This is a genomic window from Limosilactobacillus sp., from assembly GCF_041859915.1.
Classification (GTDB): domain Bacteria; phylum Bacillota; class Bacilli; order Lactobacillales; family Lactobacillaceae; genus Limosilactobacillus.
In genome coordinates this window covers 21,756-41,997 of sequence record NZ_JBFLGB010000006.1, presented here as the reverse complement: position 1 = coordinate 41,997, position 20,242 = coordinate 21,756, and the positions used below count along the sequence as shown (strand labels likewise).

The following is a 20,242-nucleotide window of genomic DNA, read 5'->3' as shown; positions in this document are numbered from 1 at the left end:
CTGGTTGCCCCATCACTTATTATTGATTTTTAACAACCGGTGCCCATTGACGCCACGTTGTTTCATTACTAATGCTGTCGAGGTGTGCATAAGCACCGTTACTTAAGCTTTGCAATTTCTTTGGATCTTTAAGAAGAGCAACAACGGTCTGGATGAACTTTGCCTGGTCATTTAATGGAATTAATTCACCATTAACGTCAGGCTTTACCATTCCGGCAGGGCCATAAAGATAATTATAGCTAACCACCGGTACTCCGTGGCTTAGGGCTTCACCCATCGCTAATGGTTGCGCATCGATGCGACTAGCATCAACAAATAATTGGGCTTGATTATAAGCCGCTTGTAAATTAACTTGGTAACCCGCAAAGGTAACAGCACTATTTAAATTGGCTTGAGCAACTTGGTCCTTATAGCGTTTAACATCTGCCGGCGCACCGTAACCATAAAGCGTTAACCTAGCTGTTGGTACCTGTTGGTGAACACTATTAAAAATGGCAATCAACTGACTAATCTGCTTATCTTCACCAAGCCGACCAACGTAAATTAATTGTCCCGGCATTCGCTGGTTCATGTTAATCCGTTTCAATGTTTGCCGAACTGGGACCCCATTGATAGTCAAAATCGGTACGTGTTTACCAAGCCGCTTCTGAAGGTTACGAGCCTGTTGCTTGGTCATGACAATAATCCCGTCCCACTTTTTCAGGTTGGTTGTAAACGGATCTCGCAACATACTATTCATTGGACCGTTCAAAAGGTTTTGTCCATCATCAACGTGATTAATTGGTAACCACAAGTACTTCTTAGCATCAGCACTCATCCGCAATACCGGTTGAATCGCCATTGCTGGTCGATCGGCAATAAAGGTATTATTCCCACCATTAGCCTTGTTAAGTTCATTTAAGAAAAAGACATAAAGATCATCAATCGTATCGAAGTAGTAGTCCTTACCCTGATAATTACGCAAAACGTTTAAAGAATTAATTGGGGTATTCTGCACGGATTGAACATAGTAACGGTCCATGTAACAGGTCCCATCTGGACGATAATAACGCTCATAATGAGTCTGGCCATTTTCACCAAAAAATTGGTCAACAGCCTTGTAACCCCGCAGGTCATAGCGTTCACGTAGCGTCAGATTACCCGCTGGATCGTACCAATCCACCCGGTCAACTTGACCGACTGTGCCACCAACAAAGAAGACCTGAGCAACCAATCGCTGACCATCCATGACGTCGCGAGAATTATTGCCCGTTCCCACCTGATAATCAAATGGTAAATGCAAATCCTTCGTACGTAATACTTTCCCTTGATAAGCAGTTGTTCCGGCAAAGAAATCAAACATATTGACAAGTTGGTGATCATCCAAGCCAAAGCGGCGTAATGTTGCGTGAATGATTGGATCAAAATCCCGGGTTACCAGTTTGGCAACCGTATGATTAGCCTTAAACAGTTTAAGGCGCTTAATTTCCGCGTGTTCAACACTGGAATTACTGCTCAATAGGTACTGATTAACAAAGAAAAACACTATTTATGGGCCTCCTTCTCATTCACGTCGTCAATGATCTGCTGCCATAATTTCATCACACTCGGTTCTGAGTAACGCTTGCTATCCGCATAGGCATTTGCACTCATCTGAGCTAATCGCTTTTGATCTGTCAGTAAACTAACTATGGCTTTGGCCAGACCATCGATATCACCATTCTTCGTCAGTAAACCATCTCGACCATTAATGACAACATCTGCAGGGCCATACTTAATGTCATTTGCTACAATCGGTAAGCCATGCGATTGAGCCTCCACAAGGGTAAGCGGCAATCCTTCAACCCGACTCGGCAGAATCAACAGTTGAGCATTTTCATAAACAGCGTTGACGTCCGTGGTATAACCATGGAAGGTCACTGACTTACCGATCTGTTCTTCCTTAACAATTTTGTTGAGAGTCTTATCGAAGTTGTTATTAGCATAACCCCAAAAATCTAACTTGGCATCCGGAATCGCCTTTAACACCTGAGGCCAAGCCTTTAATAACTGGTCTTGCTGCTTCTCCGGCGACAGGCGAGCAACCATTACTACCCGACCCTTAGTTCGTTTGGCAAACGGAATATGCGGCTTATCAAGCACCGCAGCCGGTACAATGGGCCCCGGAATCCGATAAATTTTAACCCCATATTTACCAAAGCGTGCTTGAACATCGGCTTGTTGCTGGGGCGTTAAAGTAATGACACCATCCCAATCCCGAATATGACGTAGGCCCCATTCGTAGTTATAGTTTAACGTCGAATGCATAATATCTTCATTATGGTTAACATGATCATTATGCAGTTGCATATAACGTGGAACCCGGTTCTTCATGTGAAGGACTGACCAGCCATTTTCATAAACCCGGTCTACAACAATACCAACCGGGCCATCACCACAAATCTGCTGATCAGTTACTAATTGGTCGAGAAAGAAAGCCGTTAGTTCATCTAGGCCAGTGAATTGATAATCCCGACCATGATAATCAAAAAGATGATAAGTTTTGATTTCATGGTCCCGCTTATCTTTAAAATGGGCCAGTTGCAATGCTAATTTCCCATCTGGTTGAAAATAATTTTCGGTGGCAATGTTGCCTTGCCAGTCGTAAACTTGTTCAACAGAGATAAAGCCACGCACGTCATACCATTTGACCTTTAATAATTTACCAAAATGGTCGAAATATTGAAGATTAATAATATGCTTCTTAGCATCGTTACGCCGACGAACGTACAAAATTTGATGGCCATGACGAGAGTAAACATAGTTATTGCCATCAGTCTTACGTTGCCAATCCGAATCAATCTGAATATCTTTAATAGTGATATCTTTTTGCGGAACAAGCCGCGCATTTTGAAAGTAATCAAATAAATTTACAAAATCTTCATCAGCAATCCCAGCATGACGAGTCACCAGGTGTAACTCATTAGAATATTGTCGGGTCACAATCTTGGCTGGTTGTTGAAAGTGTTTAAACAGATTTAAACGCTTAATTTGTGCATGTTCAATACCGGACTTATTCTCTTGAATGCCGTCGTTTAGAAAGAATAGCATTGGTTGGTCTCCTTTTCTTGTTTCACAAATCGAGTTTACCATATTTTATTAGTACTAGCGACACTTGATCTGTAGGAGGAAATGACCATTTGTGTTATCATTAATATTTAACAGAAAGAAGTGGAAGAGATATGCAAAACCCATTTGGCAATAATGATAATAATGACCAAAACCCGTTTAACTTAAATAATCTCCCCTTACCACCAAATTACGCTAAAATTGTCAATGGTCAGGGGGATATCCGGATTGCTAAGGTTGGCTTTTCCTGGACGACCCTCTGGTTTGGCCCCTTACCAGCTTTATTCCGTGGGGATTATTACAATTTTATCCTCATGATCGTCTTAGACATGGACTACGCCCTCGTTGCGTTATTTTTTGGTTGGACTTGGATGGTTCAATTCCCGTGGCCGTCAATTTTCTTCGGCTTTTTCTACAACATGATGTATTTTAAACACCTTTTCAATAAGGGTTACCACCCGGCTGACCAACGCTCACGTGAATTATTAATCAGGCTGCGATACTGGAAAGAAAAATAAGAAAAAAACGTGCCTAGGAAAAGATTCCCAGGCACGTTTTATTTCTACGCTTATTTTTCATTATGATGTTCAATCGTTACATCTTCATGACCATCGTATTCTTCAACTGCGACATGCACCGTTTCATTTAAGGCCGTTGGAATATTTTTACCAACAAAATCCGGCCGAATTGGTAATTCCCAATGACCACGATCAACTAAGACCGCCAGGGAAATTCGTTTAGGGCGACCCATATCCATCAAAGCATCCAAAGCCGCTCGCACTGTCCGTCCAGTAAAGAGAACATCATCCACTAAGATGACATGTTTATCGGTGATATTAACATTTAGTTGGTCGGTCTTAACGGTTGGTTCTCGATGATGATCAGGAATATGCCGGTCATCCCGGTAAAGAGAAACATCCAAAGCTGCTACTGGCACATTAACATTTTCAAGCTGGTTGAGTCGCTTGGCTAGACGCTTAGCTAGGTAAACACCCCTAGTTTTAATCCCAACAAAGACCAGGTTCTCAACACCCTTATTCTGTTCAATAATTTCATAAGTGATCCGGGTTAGTGCTCGTTGCATACTCGAGCCATCAACAACTTCATGTGCCATGTTTGCCACTCCTTTTTAATTAATAAAAAGCTCTTCTTCCTGATTAGAAAAAAGAGCACAACTTTCTGCCGTCCCTTTATGATCTCACAGGACCATATTAAAGGTGTTTATAGTCATTTTAAGGTGTCAAATTTGGCCTGTCAAATAATGCTATTCGGCAAATTTAGCCATCCAATTCTGAACCATGCTACTGATATTAACCCAAATTTCTTTAAACCCATCCTGATGACGTAATTCATTGACAATTTGAGTACCATTGCTTGGATCTTGCCGAACCTGTTCAATAGTATTGGTAACCTGATTTAGTTGATTTTGAGTCGTACTACTTTGGGTTTGGTTAGCTAACTGCTGGTTCTTGTTTTCGATTTGATCTAGTCGCTGGTTTAAGGCCTGCTGGTTCTTATCCTTTTCGTATTGCTTAGTAGCGCCCTTCAATTCCGCCACCTGATTAGCTAATTTTCGGTCGTTGTTACTAAGCTTATTAATATTATTAGAATTGTTGGCAATCTGACTACTCTGCTGATTATTATTGGCCGCTTGCTGAGCTTGTTGGTTACGATGGTTAACCAATACCCACACCAAGCATAGTAAAACAACGATCACGAGAAGCGTCCATAACCAACCACGATTCTTCTTACGAGGAGTTGCTTGTGGTTGTTGGGGAGCTGTCGCCTGAGTTCGCATTGGCCGAACATTTAAGGTGATGCTTGTTTGAGCGGTCTGACCAGTCGCATTCATTACGTTAAACAACACCGGATATTCGCCCTGCTGATTGATATTGACTTGGGTCAGATTGGCCAGTACTTTATTGGTTAAATCTGTTCCATCACTGTCAGTTGCGTGTACCCCAAGCTGTTGTTTTAAGTCATTTTGATTAATGGTTTGCCCGAGTGGCCAATCAAGGTACTGGCGGGTCGTTGTGATTGTTAATGCTGCCATTTGTCCTTCCACCTATTTTCTTTTTCTTAATTGTACCACCCCATTAAAAAAAGCGGATTGCCTTGAGCAATCCGCTTTTAATATCATTTTAAAGTTCCCATGGATTCTTAACAATAATCGTTTGAATCCGATCAGCACCAACAGATACCGTTGCCAATGGAACATCTGACAACTCACTGACTCGCTTTAAGTAATTTTGTGCGTTAACCGGTAAGTCCTCAAACTTTTTGATTCCAGTAATGTCTTCATCCCAACCTGGCAACTCGTCGTAAACTGGTTCACACCGGTCTAATTCTTTCAGGCTAGCTGGGTAATAGTCAATCTCCTTGCCATCCAGTTTATAAGCCTTACAAATTTTAACCGTCTTAAGGCCAGTTAAGACATCAAGCAAGTTCAAGCTTAGGCAAGAAAGGCCAGAAACTCGCCGTGCATGCCGCATTGCCACGCTATCAAACCAACCAACTCGCCGTGGTCGACCGGTAACTGTACCATATTCATGACCGGTCTCTCGAATCTGGTCGCCCACTTCATCAGTCAATTCAGTCGGGAACGGACCAGCACCAACCCGGGTAGAGTAGGCCTTGCAAATACCAACCACCGTATTGATTTTGTTCGGGCCAACCCCAACTCCAGTGCAAACCCCACCGGCAATCGGGTTAGAGGCAGTAACGTATGGATAGGTTCCCTGGTCAACATCGAGCATGACTCCCTGAGCACCCTCAAAGAGAACCTTCTTACCCTGGTCGAGAGCATCATTAACTACTCGTGACGTATCAGTAACGTATTTCTTTAACTCTTGACCATATTCATAGTAACTTTCGAAAATATCATCAAAGTTAATCGGGTCAACATGATAAAGCTTGGTGAAGAGCTCGTTTTTCTCTGCCAGATTCCGTTGCAACTTTACCTTAAAGGTATCCTTCTCTAACAGGTCACACATCCGAATACCAACCCGACAAACCTTATCCATGTAAGTTGGGCCAATGCCATTCTTGGTGGTACCAACCTTGTGATCACCCTTGGCCGCTTCCTGGCACTTGTCCAATAAAATATGATATGGGAAAGTAACGTGTGAACGATTGGAAATCCGTAACCCAGAAAGATCAATGCCATTGTCTTGTAGATAGTGTATTTCCTTAATCAGGGCCGGTGGATTGATAACCACTCCGTTACCAATAACGGCTAACTTGTTTTTACCAAAGATTCCAGATGGTACTAGACGTAAGGCAAATTTCTTGCCATTGAAGACGATCGTGTGGCCAGCATTGTTACCACCCTGAGACCGAACAACAACGTCCGCATCCTGACTCAGGTAATCGGTCATCTTCCCCTTTCCTTCATCGCCCCATTGACTACCAACAATTACAACTGATGACATTCTTTTCACCTCATCGTTTATTTTCGTAAAAAGCGCTTTTACTATCTCATATTACCGAAATTTGAATTGATCGTCAATACTTTTCCGAACTATTTTTTACTATGTTTTGAAAATAGTCCGCGCTTTCCCTTGACGAGTTAGTCACGGAGGCGCATAATACTATTCGGTAATTTAATAACGAAAAGGAGCTATTCTTGTGCAAACGTTCGATTACGATGATATTCAACTCGTCCCTAACAAGTGCATCATTAAGAGTCGTCGCGACGCCGACACTAGCGTTAAGTTTGGTCCCCGGACCTTTAAAATTCCGGTCGTCCCGGCCAACATGGAAAGTGTGATCAATGAGGATTTAGCCGTTTGGTTAGCCCAGAACGGTTACTACTATGTTATGCATCGTTTCCAACCCGCTGAACGAGCCGGTTTCGTGAAACGAATGCACGACCGGGGGCTTTTTGCATCCATTTCTGTAGGAATTAAGGATCCAGAATACGATTTTATTGATCAACTAGAAGACGAACATTTGGACCCAGAATATATCACGATTGATGTTGCCCATGGTCATTCGGATTTTGTCATTAAAATGATTAAGTATATCAAGAAACACCTCCCAAAGAGCTTTGTAACGGCTGGTAACGTTGCCACACCCGAGGCAGTCCGCGACTTGGAAAATGCCGGTGCTGACGCTACCAAAGTTGGCGTAGGACCTGGTAAAGCTTGCATTACAAAGTTAAAAACTGGTTTCGGTACTGGTGGCTGGCAACTAGCCGCCATTCGGCTCTGTGCTAAGGCCGCCCGTAAGCCAATCATCGCTGATGGAGGAATTCGCCACAATGGTGACATCGCTAAATCCGTCCGCTTTGGAGCTTCGATGGTTATGATCGGTTCAATGCTGGCCGGCCACTTAGAATCACCTGGCAACATCATCAACATCAACGGTAAGCGTTACAAGCAATACTGGGGTTCCGCTTCAGAAGTGCAAAAGGGTGCCTACCGTAACGTTGAAGGTAAACAAATGCTCGTTCCATTCCGGGGTTCCATCAAGGATACCTTGCGTGAAATGAAGGAAGACCTCCAATCATCGATCTCATACGCTGGTGGACGAGACCTTGAATCCATTCGTAAGGTCGATTATGTTATTGTTAAGAATTCAATCATGAATGGTGACTAATAAAAGCTAATTACTAAAACAAACGGCTAATGAAGAAACATTACTTTCTCATTAGTCGTTTATTAGTCTCAAGGCGTAAATTCCTGACTAGTTGGAATTACCATGATATAGTTGATGATTTGTTGGGCAGCAGATTGGTGACCTTCATAGGCTTTAACAGCCATGTTAAGTTCCCGCAGGTTATCAGTGACAATCCCGTCAACATGGTTATACATCTCTTGTTGCATTACATCTTGATTATCTACCGTCCAAGCATAAACCTGCTTATGCTGGAGGTGCGCTAGGTTAATAAAGTCATGGGTCAAGGTCGAATATTCCATTGAATAACCATCGGCAACGGTATTAGGGTAGGTAAAATCATACGGTTGAATATAAAATACGTCCAGGCGGGGATTTAAGCGTTTAAGCGTGGTCACAACATGATAATCCAATGAATGGATCTTGTCATGGTGAGCTAAGATTATTTTGCCATAACGGTGGTTAAAGTTTCGCAACATCCCTCTGGAATCATGTGGTGTTGTTTTAATTTCAATCAATAGATGTTGGTGACAATGAGCTGCCGCCCGTAAATAGTCATCCAGGCTGGCAATCTTTGCCTGGTGACCATTCTCTCGTGCTGTTAAGTGTGTTAATTGCTTCAGGGTCAATTGGTCTGGAGCCTTATTTACACCCGTCAGTTCCTTAAGGTTTTCATCATGCATAACAACGAATCGATGATCGCGAGTTTCATGAACGTCCATCTCTACATAATCCGGATGAAGTCGGTGCGTTCGTTCCATTGCCGGAATAGTGTTCTGAACACCATTTTCATCTGCTACCCCACGGTGAGCGATTATTAGTGGTCGTTGGTGATTACTATTCAGATAGAAGGTATTGTTAATTAAGACAACTACGACCATTAAGCTGACAGCTACAACTAAAATACGTTTAATCCCTCGTGTTATCCTTAATGGTTGGCTTCTCACCATCATTTTCAATGGGGTCATCAAAAACATAATCGTTACCACACCTGTCCAAACCATCAAGGCTTCACTACCAACTTGAATTATTGACAGGTTTAAAACAGCTGCAGTCAATGCTAATTTCCCGGGTAATAAATCAAAAAGAAACTGTAAGCCTACCATGAAAGTGTAAAAAAGTCCGGTAATCACACTAGCAATTACACCGGCGGTCAAAATTCGTGCAACTAATGGCCACCATCGCCCATGTTTAGTCAATCGCCAGCTGTTCAATAAGGCTAATCGAGGACGCTGCTCACGATAAACCATTAGTGGTAAGGCTAACAAAAAGCGCACCCCTAATATGATCATAACAACGTAAAAAGCAATTAAAATCGTTAATAGAATCCCATTACGCGTCATGAAGTCCAGAATAAAGGCTGGAATTTGAATTTTTGATAGTAAAGGCGTCCGGAAAACAAAGTCGGCAAAAGGAATTACCAGGACAAAATAACCAAGCAAAACAAACAACGAAGCTAACCGTAATTGTCGCAAAACACGACCATTTTCTATTAGTAATCCTCGTACACTGGCTGTCCCTTGGTAGATGGCACGAACACCCAGTAGGATCATGGCAAACTGCCAGTAAACCACCAAAAGCAAAACGAACAACTCAATTATCAAAGCCGCAACTACCAATGGATGATCCTGAATAATTGTCAAAACGTTTTGGTAAGAAACAAAGGGAATTTCACCAGCCTGCAGGATAAAAGTCGTGACAAAACGGAAGATTGGAATAACGAGCAATTGAATAACAAGGTCAACACTGATAAAGAGGGTCAGGTAGAGCCACCACCGCCGTCCAAATTGTCTCGTTTGTTTCTTAAATTCGTGTAGAATTGCGCTCATACCATTCCCCGACTTTTCAAAATAATGTTACTTATATATGAAACCATTTCTTTTTAGAATATCTAATTTTACACAGTTTTGAGTAATTTTATTTCTCAATTACTGCACTTATAATCAAGAGAAATTTGAATCAAAATTGATTTATTTCATTAACTGTTATTTAAAAAGAACTTATTAAGTAATTTCACCTTACGATAACTAACGTCACATTTTATTTGATGATCTTTTGAAAAATATATAATCCTATTTCCCTTGTCAAACTCTATTATATTTTTAGGATTAACAATCGCACTCTGGCTAATCCTTAATAATTGGTCATTCTTAATTTTATTAAGAGTGCCAGAATATTCTATTCGTAAATTCTTTCCAACAATTCGTAATCGTCTACTTTTATACTTAACAGATTCTATATAATATAAATCTTCTAAACTAATCTGGCGTTTTATCCCGTGTACCGGTTCATAAATAAATTTTTGATATTGCTTTTGAGGAATGGTTAAAAACGATTGGTACCTAGAATAAGCTTCATCTATATCTTGACGTAATCGATCAGCAATTGATGTAATATCGTTGCCTTTTGATATATAGTCTAATGGTTCGATCCTACGAGAAACAGTATATGGCAAATACTCTTTATATGCCGTAACAAAAATAATTTCGGCAAAATTTGCCCGCTTCCTAATTATTTCGGCAATGTCAATTCCATTTGTATTCTTTCCTAATTCAATATCTAAAACTGCAAAATAATCTTCATGACTAATTCTTTTCTTAATTTCAGAAGGATCATCAGAATGCATCATAATTTTCATGTCATCATAACTATTCGGCGTAGAATTAATCATTATCCGGTGTTCAATTATTGATTGTATATACCTCTCTTGATCAGTATTATTTTCAACAATTATTACTTTTAACATCAGTGATGTTTCCCTTCTTGGATAAAGCAACTCATTACAATTCTTTTTCCCCTTACGTCCGCGGAAAAAGAATAACGGTTATCACTATTAACAAGCTTTGAAACGTTAGATAATCCGATTCCTTGATGACCTTCTTTTCTTGTTTCACCAAGAACCATAGCTTTATTAATATTTAAAGGATGATCCAATGAGTTACTAATAATTAATTCTAAACAGTTTTCGTTATATTTTAATATAGCTAATTGAATAAAGGGATTTTTTTGGTTAATCGTTGCTTCAATAGCATTATCAAGTAAAATTCCTAGAATTCTAGCAGTAATAATCTCTGAGCCAGGTAATTTTGTAATTTCAATATTGATCTCAATAGATAAGGGTATCTGCTTTTCAACAATTCGATATGATTTTTCTTTGATAATATTCCGTATACCAGCAATTTTTAATTTTAACAAAGCATGGTCAACATAAACGGACGCTTTATCTGTACCTTCATTATTTAAAATACTATTCAATAATTGTTTTGACCTTTCAAAATCTTTTTCTTGAATGTATCCCTGAATATTGAGCAATAGGTTTCTAATATCATGGCGTTCACGTCTGAAACTTTCATATTGTTTATTTAATTGTTGAACATATTCTATTTGTGTTTTATAGTTTTTTATTAAATCTTGTTGCTTAATACTTTGTTGATAACTATGAACTAAACTAATAAATCCAGCACTACCCACTAATAACATACTAAAATAAACAGCAAATAATAATAAGGCGTATTTATTTGCTATTTCTTCTTGCTCAGAGATAAAAGATAAAGTACTGTAACTTAGGAAAAAGATAACCATGACACGCCATAATTGAAATGAATTTTGAAAAGTTTGAAAAGTATACTCAAACCATTGAATATTTTTTTGAATTGGAGACCCATATTTTATTAATAACACAATAAGAATCGTAATTACCAATTCAACTAACGGTAGAAGCCAACCAAAAATAAAAATATTTTGTTGCTTAATCAGATTAAAAGTAAAATGATCAACCATATCAAATATAAAGGGTATTATTGAGGCACATAATAATCCAATAATGTTATTAGTAACTATGTTAGGATGCGAAGTCAATCTATCATATAACCAAAAATATATCACAAGAAAAATGAGTTGGATTGTACTAATTGGTAAAGGGATGCTTACAAATACTAAAGCCACAAAGCAATCTATAATGATAGATTTAAAACTTATCTCGTGTACTATTAAACGATATATAATTGATATTTCGATAAGGTTTAAGACATCCGTTACAAAAGCTTGCAAGATTGTTAGTGCTATCATAGTTAAATTTATCTCCTATGCATTTTCCATAATTGATGCCAGTTGTATCTTGCTTTCTTACGACCATCAATAATTTTAGCAAATTTTTGCAAGATTTATTAATAATACCTTTTATTGCATACTAAAAAATGGTGATCATTTCATAATGCTCACCATTGATATTCAAAACTAATTATCCTTAATGGTAACTGTAAAAGCATCAATTGTACTAATAATAATGAATAAAGCACAAATAATTTGCTCAATACATATATTTGTTGTTAACAGCGATTGAACCCAAACAATAATAAGGAATATATCCAAATAAAAAGTAATACTTTTATAAAAAGAATGATTAAACCTTAATTTCATAAAAACACCTCATTTTTGTTATTAAATGAAGAATCCGTTTATACTCTCCGATAAAAGCTACAACGAGCTTAAGTTGAATATATCAATCAAGGCATCACCACTTATATATCTCTGTACTAATACTGAAAATAGAAGTTAATTCATTGTAATTAGTTAAACCCAATAACTTTATTACAATTTTATTATAATAAGCTTTATGCAATCTATTTCATTTTGCATCATTCGTATAAAAACTTGCAGAATTTGTAATAAGCAACTGATTTCCCCATTAGTGCTAACAGTAAATCTTTAACGGCTTTAACATCGTGAGTTGAAGTTAATTAAAGCTTAAAAGCAAGAACCAAAGGACAATTAATTTTTACTATTCTAATTTCTATAATTTTAATTAACTAAAAATCCCCGATCAATCCAAAAAAGATATGATCGGGAATTTTTTTAGTTATTACTGTTTTTGCTTCATCATCTGTTGGAATTTATCGTTAGCTAATAATTGATCAACAATGTCTAAGACTTGGGCTCCAAAGACAAAGGACGGGCCACCACTCATCTCAGTGGCAACACTGATGGCATCCTTAATTTCATCTCGGGAGGCTCCAGCCATCAGACAACCGGCTGTGTGTTGAACCATGCAGCCTTCACAACGCATCGTAATGGCAATTGCTAAGGCCATCAATTCTTTTTCCTTAGAAGGACAAGCACCGGTATTATTGATTGCCCAATACATCACATCGAAGCCCTTACCAGGACCAGGGATTTCTTCCTTATACTTATCATTATCATCTAAGTAACCCATTAATTCCTTAGCATAATCTTTCTTGGCCATCATTAATCCCCCTTTGTAAACGTGTCGTAAGCGTGCAATGCGTGCATCCCATATTCAAATGCGGGACCGCCACTCATTTCCAATGCCGTGCCTATGGCATCTTTTATTTGATCACGAGTTACTTTTTCCGCAATTGCTTGATTAACGGCCCAGGCAATATATTCGTCACTGCGTTCATGGACGGCAATCGCAACCTGCGCCAGAACCGCAAAGTGCTTATTTTTGGCTTGAGGTTGCATTGTTCCAAATTCTTTTTTGAATTGGGACTGGGCCTTTTGAACGTCTTTAAGAGTTGCATTAAAGTCAACAAAGGCTGTATTTGGTTCACCCATAAGAAACACCTCCTGATAACGCTTACAGTCTAACATCAGATGTATAATTATACAAACAAAGTAGGGACTCCATTAATAAAAAGTGTCGACTAAAACTAGTCGACACTTTCTTTCTATTAGATTAATAATCAACTGCATCTGGATCAGCACACTGACCACCTAGGTTTGGTAGTTGACTGATCGTGTGCATGTCGGCATCACTGAGTTCAAAGTCAAAGAGTTTAGTATTTTGAACCATTCGTTCCGGATGAACTGACTTTGGCAATGGCAGAACACCCTGTTGGACAATCCAGCGTAAACTAATCTGGGCCGGTGTCTTATCATACTTGGCGGCGAGTTTTAACATTGTTGGGTTAGTCAAAACTTTGGCACCCTGGCCACCCAATGGGCCCCAAGCTTCAACTAAAATGTTATGTGCTTGAAGATATTTAATCTCTTGAACATGAGGCCAACCGGGATGAACCTCAATCTGATCAACTGCTGGAGCAACCTTAGCCGTCCTCATCAGGTCAATAACATGGTGAGGCATGAAGTTACTAAGGCCAATTGCCCGCACCTTACCTTCATGATAGGCCTCTTCCATGGCTCGCCAAGTTTCGGCATTGATTTCAGCAGCACGAGTGCCAAATTGCTTTTGATTGGCTGGCCAATGAATCAGGTAAAGATCAAGGTAGTCCAACCGCATCTTCTTTAATGTCTCATCCAATGCCTTTTTCGTTGATTCATAGCCCCGTTCGGTATTCCATAACTTACTGGTAACGAAAAGACGGTGGCGGTTAATTCCAGAATCACGAATTCCCCGACCAACTGCTTCTTCATTGCCATAGACAGCGGCAGTGTCGATTAGCCGGTAGCCAACTTCAATGGCATTGGCTACGGCTTGTTCGGCAACATTAGCTGGCGTTCGAAAAGTGCCGTAACCAACACAGGGAATCTTCACCCCGTTATTCAAATGATAGATCGAATTGATATTCTTTAGTTCAACCATGTTGCTATCCTCCTTATTTACTTCTTTATTGTAAGCTCATTTTTAACCCCCCGCAAAACAAAAAACGCGCTACCAATTACGGTAACGCGTTTTTATTTAAGAAACAAATAGTTAAAGATTGATAGGTTGTAGTATGAGAGTTATTTGTGATTTATTAGTTATCCATTTGTTCCTTAATAGCGGCCAATGAAACATCACCTGTGTGAGCGAACTTTACATCGGCACCTGTTAGAGTGGCACCAAAGCCAATGGAAGTTTCACCGGCACGGTTGATTGATTCAATCCCCGCTTGGGCATCCTCTAAACCAGCAACCTGGTTAGCAGGCAGGCCCATTAACTTAGCAGCCTCACTGTAGATTTCCGGATCCGGTTTACCGTGTGTCAGCTTGGCTGGATCAACGATTCCTTCAAAGTAATCGGTAATCTGCAAGTACTTCAGAACCTTAGGAGCATTCTTAGAAGCGGAGGCCAACACAATGCGGTAACCACCCTTCTTCAGCTCATCCAAGAAGTCTTTCATTCCTGGCAAGATATCAGCCGGCGTTAAGGTTTCGACCAGCTTAATATAGTTATTATTCTTCTCGGTTGCCAAAGCGACCTTTTCGTCCTGACTATAGTCATTTTCATGGCCACCAGCCTTTAGAATCAATTCTAGTGAATCCATCCGACTAACTCCCTTTAAGGAATCGGCCAATTTAGACGTCCACTTGGTACCAACCTTATCAGCTAATTGGTGCCAAGCTTGACCATGGAAACGAGCGGTGTCAGCAATTACACCATCAAGGTCAAAAGCAAAGCCTTTCAGATCTTCAAACTTCATTCTCAATTTGCCTCCGTGATTACTTTAATTCCAGCTTCTTACCATTCAGGTCAATGGTCAGCGGATCACCAGATACCAGGTCAATCTTAGTACCGTGCTTGTCAACCTTTACCTTCAGGATCCGGCCCCGGAACAATTGACGGAACTGATAGGAATTCCACTTCTTTGGTAAGAATGGTGCGTAATGAAGCTGACCATCACGAACCCGCATGCCAGCAAAGCCTTGAACAATGTCAAGCCATGAACCAGTCATGGAAGTGATGTGCAAGCCATCGACGGTATCGTTGTTGTAGTTATCCAGATCCAACCGTGCGGAACGTTCGTACAACTCAACGGCCTTGTCTTCGTAACCAAGGTCAGCAGCAATGATGGAGTAAACGGAAGCAGACAGGCTAGATTCGTGAACAGTGAATTGTTCATAGAAATCAAAGTTGTGCTTCTTCTGTTCCTTCGTGAAGTCATCGATGAAGTCCCAAAGGCCCTGGATAACGTCACCCTGCTTAACGTATGGTGACCGTAAAATCTTGTCCCAAGACCAGTGCTGGTTGATCGGCAGTTGATCACTTGGAATTTCGGAAACTGGCTTAAGATCCTTGTCTAAGTAGCCATCATTTTCTGGGAAGATATCCCGTTCCTTGTCGTATGGCAGGTACATGTTGTCAACAATACCTTTCCAGTGACGCTTCTCATCTTCGGAAACGTTGAGCTTCTTGGCAACGGTGTCATCAACTTCATCCAAGATTTCCAAAGTGTACTTTAACGTCCACCGGCAAAGCAGGTTGGTATACCAGTCATTGTTAACATTGTTATCGTACTCGTCAGGACCGGTTACCCCGTGTAGCATGTACTTATTCTTCCGTTGTGAGTAGTGAACCCGGTCAGCCCAGAACCGTGAAATTTCGGTGAGAACCTTGGCACCTTCATGAAGGACATAGGACTTATCACCGGTGTACTTAGTGTACAGGTAAATAGCATAAGCAATGTCACCATTCCGGTGAATTTCTTCAAAGGTAATTTCCCATTCGTTGTGACATTCGATTCCGTTAAAGGTTACCATCGGGAACAGCGCACCCTTCAGGCCTTGTTCCTTGGCATTGATGTAGGCACCATCGAGTTGCTTGTAACGGTACATTAACAAGTTACGAGCAATTTCTGGGTTAGCAACACCAAGGTAAACTGGAATACAGTAAGCTTCAGTGTCCCAGTAAGTAGCACCACCGTACTTTTCACCAGTGAAGCCTTTTGGCGAAATGTTCAGACGATAATCCTTGCCATAGTATGTAGAGAACAGCTGGAAGAGGTTAAAACGAATTCCTTGTTGGGCCTCTTCATCGCCTTCAATTTCAACATCGGACTTGTTCCAACGGTCTTCCCAAGCCTTAACGTGAGGATCAAGCAAATCATCAAAACTCTTATTGTCTAACTTAGCGCTCAGTTCATCCAAGTGTTTTTCAATTGCTTCTTCGGTGTCAAAATCCCGAGAAGTAACCGTCAGGCTGCGCTTTTCAAAGTTAATTTCCTTACCAGGAGCAACTGTGCCGGCAAAGGTGTTGTAGGCATCTTTATCGTCGGTACCGTCACCGGTATGATCTAAGTCAGTCTTCGTCGTTGTTTGCATACCAACGATGAATTGTGGCGTGCCAAAATTATTCTTCTTGGTCATAGAGGTCAGTTCGGCATGCTCACCCTGAGCACTCTTAGCCAATACATTCCAGAATTGTTCATCATAGTTAGAATCTTCGTTATAAACGTCGGCATCGATCATGCTCGTGATTTCAACCTTAGCGGCTTCTTGACCACGGTTCTTGATGTGCAAACGTTGACCAACTAATTCCTTTTGAACAATAGAAACGAATCGTTCAAAGTGGAAGTACATCTGGGTACCACCGATTTCAACAGTGAATTCACGAGTCAAAACACCACGCTTCATATCCAGATCGAGTTTAAAGTCCTTAGGTGTTTGCTTAGCTAAGTCTAGCTGTTCACCGTTAACTTTAATGGTCATCTTCATGAAGTTAACGGCGTTGATCATCTTACCGAAGTACTTCGGATAACCATTCTTCCACCAACCGACACGGGTCTTGTCTGGGAACCAAACACCACCAAGGTAAAGGCCCTGCATGTGGTCACCAGAATAACCTTCTTCAAAGAAGCCCCGCATCCCGAGGTTTTCGTTGGCCAGACTAGTCATTGATTCTTGGAGACGCTTGTCTTGGGGATCCCATGTCTTTGTGGCAACGTGCCATGGAGCAATATCAAATGTCCGTTTCATTGATTTCTCAATTCCTTTCATAAAATAAGGGTGTATCACTACGCCCCTATGATAAATCAAACTGTTAACTTAACAATGCTATTTAGCAAAAGTTTCCTTAATCGTACCAACAGCCAATGCACCACAGGCTAGAACAATCCCAGCAACAATCAGCATGTGAGCCTGAGAGTTGCCTAACAGTGGGAAGAGGGCAAAACTAAGCAGTGATGCGATAATTTGGGGAAGACAAATGGAACCGTTAAACAGGCCCAGATAAGTCCCCATGTGCTTACCAGATAGTGCGTTAGTAACAATGGTCAGTGGGTAGGTATTCATTCCGGCCCAAGCAATTCCAACCAGAATGTAGGAGAAGATCAAAGCACTCTGACTGTGAATGAAGAAAATGGAAATGAAACCAATGGCACCGAGCAATAGACTGCCAGAATACCCTAACTTGTGGTACTTGTTTGGTACCTTAGCCAAAACATAAGACCAAACAACTGCGGCGATGGACTGAACGGCAGCCATCACACCATACCAGTTACCAGCAGCCTGGTAACCAGCGGAGGAAGCATTAGTAGTGTGCCAAACATTGTTAGCAATTGCCCCTACGGAATAAGTCCAGAGATACTGGAAAGCAAACCAGCAGAAGAGCTGGACTAAAGAGACCGTCCAGAAGGCCTTTGGTGCGTGCTTCAACAGTTCGAACCAGTTGCCACCTTCCTTGTTATCTTCTTCAGAAATACCATGATACTTAGCATAGGTAGCCGGATCGTATTCATGTACCTTAGTAATAGTCAATGCACTCGTGCAGGCTAAGATGATGGCACCAAGGTAGAAGGCCCACCGAACGGATTGTGGGACAACCCCCTTAGCGGCAGTGTTGTGCAATCCAAGCCAGGTTAAGATAAACGGGAAAACTGCGGCTAAAACAGAACCAATGTTGTTTAACAAACTCTGAATTCCGTAAGCATAACTCTTCTGATCATCATTAACCATATCACCAACCATCATCTTGAATGGCTGCATGGCCACGTTAGATGACAGGTCTAGGAAGGCAACCGTGATAGCACCAAACCATAAGGCCGCTAATGAACCATAGCCAAAGCCAAAGCTACCAGAATTTGGCAATAGCAGCATCACGATAATGGCAACAATTGAACCGAGCAACAAGTAAGGTAATCGACGACCACCAAGCTTTGGTGCCCAAGTTCGGTCTGAATAGTAACCAATGATTGGCTGAACAATCAATCCTGCTAATGGTGGCAAGATGAAGAACCAACCTAGATTGTTCGGGTTAGCACCGATCGTCTGGAAAATCCGGCTCATTTGCGAGCTTTGCAAGGTAAAGGCGGTCTGGACACCCAAGAAACCGAAGTTAATCATCCAAATAATTGACTTCGATAACGTCGGCAGTCCAGCAGCCGCTGACTTTTCTTGACTCATTAACAAACAACTCCTTAGTACAACAAATAATTGCTCTTTATGAAGCACTTCTTGTAAGCGCTTCATAACTTTACGCTTAATAATATACCAAATTTTTATAATTTGTGCAACCGTTTGCGCAAAGTTTTTGCAACCGTTTGCACTAAAAGGTATTCAAAAAGCCGCCACCATAAGCTTAGCAACGGCTTAATTCTTTATACTTTAGTGATCAGTGCCGCAACTCCCATGCCGCCACCGACACAAAGTGAGGCAATCCCACGTTGTTGGTCTAACGCCTGCAGTTCATGGACTAAAGTCACTAAGATTCGCGCTCCAGAACAACCAACTGGGTGGCCAAGAGCAATGGCGCCGCCTCGTGGATTAACTTTACGGGGATCCACCTTCAACCAATTTTGACAAACAAGGGCTTGAGAGGCAAAGGCTTCGTTGAATTCAAAAAGGTCAATATCGTCAGTGGTTGATTTTGTCGTCTGCAACAACTTTTTAACTGCATAATATAGGCCTAGTCCCATTACAGCCGGATCAACCCCTACTAACGATGCCGCTTGCCACTCCGCTAAAGGGGTTAGGTGATACTGATTCACAGCTGTAGCAGAAGCTAAAGCTACGGCAGCCGCTCCATCATTAAGTCCCGAAGAATTTCCGGCTGTCACCGAACCACCCTTTTTAAAAGCAGGCTTCAGTTTACTCAAAGCATCCAAAGAGGTATCCGGTCGCGGTGCCTCATCAGTTGTAACTGTCCGGGAACCATGGCGACCCTTTATTACCACTGGCGTAATCTCGGCATTAAAGTCCCCGCGTCGTTGAGCAGCAACGGCCTTTTGATGACTAATTAAAGCAAAACGATCCTGTTCTTGGCGGGTAATATGGTAGCGTTCATTAATATTTTCCGCCGTAATGCCCATCGGGTACCCACCCCAAGCATCCTTAAGGGCGTCCTCCTGCATGGCATCGATCAAAGTACCGTTCCCGTTATGATAGCCAGTGCGTGCCTTCTTGAGAACATAAGGAGCATTGGTCATGCTTTCCATTCCCCCAGCAATCACTACCCGGGCCTGACCAGTTTGGATCAAGCTAGCGGCTAAATTGATACTAGAAAGGCCAGAAGCACAAACATCATTAACCGTAATTGCCGGAGTTCCTTGACCAAGGCCAGCGGCCATTGCGGCCTGACGAGCTGGATTCTGACCACTTCCTGCCTGAATAACGTTACCCATCAGCACCTGGTCAACTTGGTCAGCGGTCAACCCTGCTTTGGCAACTGTATCCTTAATCACCGCCGCACCGAGCTGGACCGCGTTCAAAGAGGCTAATTCACCATTAAATTTACCAATTGGCGTTCGCTGGGCAGCGACAAGATAAACTTTTTCCATGTATAATTTCCCCTCCAAAAAAGAAGCTTAGTCACTTCGGTTTAGTAGTTTTTATTGACTACCTAAATAAGCCAGTAACTCTCTTT

The 20,242-nt window shown here is 41.2% G+C and carries 17 protein-coding genes; 2 read left to right on the top strand and 15 right to left on the bottom strand.

Translation table 11 applies throughout. The features are described from left to right. Positions 1–19: 19 nt before the first annotated feature. Both asp1 (ACEYV4_RS02045) and asp1 (ACEYV4_RS02040) read right to left on the bottom strand, forming a co-directional pair. Entirely contained in the window at positions 20–1,525 is a 1,506-nt protein-coding gene (gene asp1, locus ACEYV4_RS02045) for an accessory Sec system glycosyltransferase Asp1 (protein WP_373841779.1), read from the bottom strand. After that, positions 1,525–3,069: an accessory Sec system glycosyltransferase Asp1 gene (gene asp1, locus ACEYV4_RS02040; protein WP_373841778.1), complete on the bottom strand. Its 1,545-nt coding sequence runs from the start codon at positions 3,067–3,069 to the stop codon at positions 1,525–1,527. Before asp1 (ACEYV4_RS02040) ends, asp1 (ACEYV4_RS02045) begins: the two co-directional genes overlap by 1 nt. A gap of 131 nt (positions 3,070–3,200) precedes the next feature. On the opposite strand from asp1 (ACEYV4_RS02040), the gene ACEYV4_RS02035 reads away from it, so the two are divergent. Continuing rightward, positions 3,201–3,605 carry a hypothetical protein gene (locus ACEYV4_RS02035; RefSeq protein WP_373841777.1) on the top strand — a complete coding sequence of 135 codons (405 nt, stop codon included), beginning with the start codon at positions 3,201–3,203 and terminating at the stop codon, positions 3,603–3,605. 50 nt (positions 3,606–3,655) lie between these two features. Here ACEYV4_RS02035 and pyrR read toward each other — a convergent pair whose 3' ends face one another. The 3 genes from pyrR to ACEYV4_RS02020 form a co-directional block, all read right to left on the bottom strand. Further along, positions 3,656–4,201: a bifunctional pyr operon transcriptional regulator/uracil phosphoribosyltransferase PyrR gene (pyrR, locus tag ACEYV4_RS02030; RefSeq protein WP_373841776.1), complete on the bottom strand. Its 546-nt coding sequence runs from the start codon at positions 4,199–4,201 to the stop codon at positions 3,656–3,658. Positions 4,202–4,351: 150 nt separating this feature from the next. Beyond that, entirely contained in the window at positions 4,352–5,140 is a 789-nt protein-coding gene (locus ACEYV4_RS02025; protein ID WP_373841775.1) for a hypothetical protein, read from the bottom strand. A gap of 88 nt (positions 5,141–5,228) precedes the next feature. After that, positions 5,229–6,518 (bottom strand): adenylosuccinate synthase, encoded by a 1,290-nt coding sequence (locus tag ACEYV4_RS02020; RefSeq protein ID WP_373841774.1) that lies wholly within the window; start codon positions 6,516–6,518, stop codon positions 5,229–5,231. A gap of 196 nt (positions 6,519–6,714) precedes the next feature. Between ACEYV4_RS02020 and ACEYV4_RS02015 the strand changes: the two genes are divergently transcribed. Continuing rightward, a complete protein-coding gene (locus tag ACEYV4_RS02015; RefSeq protein WP_373841773.1) occupies positions 6,715–7,686 on the top strand; it encodes a GMP reductase in 972 nt (323 codons plus the stop codon). A gap of 68 nt (positions 7,687–7,754) precedes the next feature. On the opposite strand, the gene ACEYV4_RS02010 is transcribed toward ACEYV4_RS02015, so the two are convergent. The 10 genes from ACEYV4_RS02010 to ACEYV4_RS01965 form a co-directional block, all read right to left on the bottom strand. Then, complete coding sequence (locus ACEYV4_RS02010) at positions 7,755–9,533, bottom strand: glycerophosphoryl diester phosphodiesterase membrane domain-containing protein (RefSeq protein WP_373841772.1); 1,779 nt, start codon at positions 9,531–9,533, stop codon at positions 7,755–7,757. 149 nt (positions 9,534–9,682) lie between these two features. Continuing rightward, a complete protein-coding gene (locus tag ACEYV4_RS02005; protein ID WP_373841771.1) occupies positions 9,683–10,450 on the bottom strand; it encodes a LytR/AlgR family response regulator transcription factor in 768 nt (255 codons plus the stop codon). Further along, the gene (locus ACEYV4_RS02000) at positions 10,450–11,772 is read right to left on the bottom strand and encodes a GHKL domain-containing protein (RefSeq protein ID WP_373841770.1); all 1,323 of its coding nucleotides are present in this window, start codon (positions 11,770–11,772) and stop codon (positions 10,450–10,452) included. Before ACEYV4_RS02000 ends, ACEYV4_RS02005 begins: the two co-directional genes overlap by 1 nt. A 793-nt stretch (positions 11,773–12,565) precedes the next feature. After that, positions 12,566–12,946, bottom strand: coding sequence for a carboxymuconolactone decarboxylase family protein (locus ACEYV4_RS01995; RefSeq protein ID WP_373841769.1), 381 nt, complete (start codon positions 12,944–12,946; stop codon positions 12,566–12,568). Positions 12,947–12,948: 2 nt separating this feature from the next. Further along, positions 12,949–13,278, bottom strand: a complete 330-nt coding sequence (locus tag ACEYV4_RS01990) for a carboxymuconolactone decarboxylase family protein (RefSeq protein ID WP_373841768.1) — start codon at positions 13,276–13,278, stop codon at positions 12,949–12,951. Positions 13,279–13,399: 121 nt separating this feature from the next. After that, entirely contained in the window at positions 13,400–14,266 is an 867-nt protein-coding gene (locus ACEYV4_RS01985) for an aldo/keto reductase (protein WP_373841767.1), read from the bottom strand. A gap of 154 nt (positions 14,267–14,420) precedes the next feature. Next, the gene (pgmB, locus tag ACEYV4_RS01980; RefSeq protein WP_373841766.1) at positions 14,421–15,086 is read right to left on the bottom strand and encodes a beta-phosphoglucomutase; all 666 of its coding nucleotides are present in this window, start codon (positions 15,084–15,086) and stop codon (positions 14,421–14,423) included. Between the two features lie 19 nt (positions 15,087–15,105). Beyond that, complete coding sequence (locus tag ACEYV4_RS01975) at positions 15,106–17,358, bottom strand: glycoside hydrolase family 65 protein (RefSeq protein WP_373841765.1); 2,253 nt, start codon at positions 17,356–17,358, stop codon at positions 15,106–15,108. Positions 17,359–17,436: 78 nt separating this feature from the next. Further along, positions 17,437–18,783 carry an SLC45 family MFS transporter gene (locus ACEYV4_RS01970; RefSeq protein WP_373841764.1) on the bottom strand — a complete coding sequence of 449 codons (1,347 nt, stop codon included), beginning with the start codon at positions 18,781–18,783 and terminating at the stop codon, positions 17,437–17,439. Positions 18,784–18,977: 194 nt separating this feature from the next. Continuing rightward, on the bottom strand, positions 18,978–20,156 hold the full coding sequence (locus ACEYV4_RS01965) for an acetyl-CoA C-acetyltransferase (protein WP_373841763.1): 1,179 nt from the start codon (positions 20,154–20,156) through the stop codon (positions 18,978–18,980). Between the last annotated feature and the right edge of the window lie 86 nt (positions 20,157–20,242).

Excerpts from the sequence above, each read along its gene's own strand:
- pgmB (WP_373841766.1), bottom strand. The coding sequence starts at position 15,086 with ATGAAGTTTGAAGATCTGAAAGGCTTTGCTTTTGACCTTGATGGTGTA.
- ACEYV4_RS01965 (WP_373841763.1), bottom strand. The coding sequence starts at position 20,156 with ATGGAAAAAGTTTATCTTGTCGCTGCCCAGCGAACGCCAATTGGTAAA.
- pyrR (WP_373841776.1), bottom strand. The coding sequence starts at position 4,201 with ATGGCACATGAAGTTGTTGATGGCTCGAGTATGCAACGAGCACTAACC.
- ACEYV4_RS02010 (WP_373841772.1), bottom strand. The coding sequence starts at position 9,533 with ATGAGCGCAATTCTACACGAATTTAAGAAACAAACGAGACAATTTGGA.
- ACEYV4_RS02025 (WP_373841775.1), bottom strand. The coding sequence starts at position 5,140 with ATGGCAGCATTAACAATCACAACGACCCGCCAGTACCTTGATTGGCCA.
- ACEYV4_RS01985 (WP_373841767.1), bottom strand. The coding sequence starts at position 14,266 with ATGGTTGAACTAAAGAATATCAATTCGATCTATCATTTGAATAACGGG.
- ACEYV4_RS02035 (WP_373841777.1), top strand. The coding sequence starts at position 3,201 with ATGCAAAACCCATTTGGCAATAATGATAATAATGACCAAAACCCGTTT.
- ACEYV4_RS01990 (WP_373841768.1), bottom strand. The coding sequence starts at position 13,278 with ATGGGTGAACCAAATACAGCCTTTGTTGACTTTAATGCAACTCTTAAA.
- ACEYV4_RS01975 (WP_373841765.1), bottom strand. The coding sequence starts at position 17,358 with ATGAAACGGACATTTGATATTGCTCCATGGCACGTTGCCACAAAGACA.
- ACEYV4_RS02005 (WP_373841771.1), bottom strand. The coding sequence starts at position 10,450 with ATGTTAAAAGTAATAATTGTTGAAAATAATACTGATCAAGAGAGGTAT.
- ACEYV4_RS01995 (WP_373841769.1), bottom strand. The coding sequence starts at position 12,946 with ATGGCCAAGAAAGATTATGCTAAGGAATTAATGGGTTACTTAGATGAT.
- asp1 (WP_373841778.1), bottom strand. The coding sequence starts at position 3,069 with ATGCTATTCTTTCTAAACGACGGCATTCAAGAGAATAAGTCCGGTATT.
- ACEYV4_RS02000 (WP_373841770.1), bottom strand. The coding sequence starts at position 11,772 with ATGATAGCACTAACAATCTTGCAAGCTTTTGTAACGGATGTCTTAAAC.
- ACEYV4_RS01970 (WP_373841764.1), bottom strand. The coding sequence starts at position 18,783 with ATGAGTCAAGAAAAGTCAGCGGCTGCTGGACTGCCGACGTTATCGAAG.
- ACEYV4_RS02020 (WP_373841774.1), bottom strand. The coding sequence starts at position 6,518 with ATGTCATCAGTTGTAATTGTTGGTAGTCAATGGGGCGATGAAGGAAAG.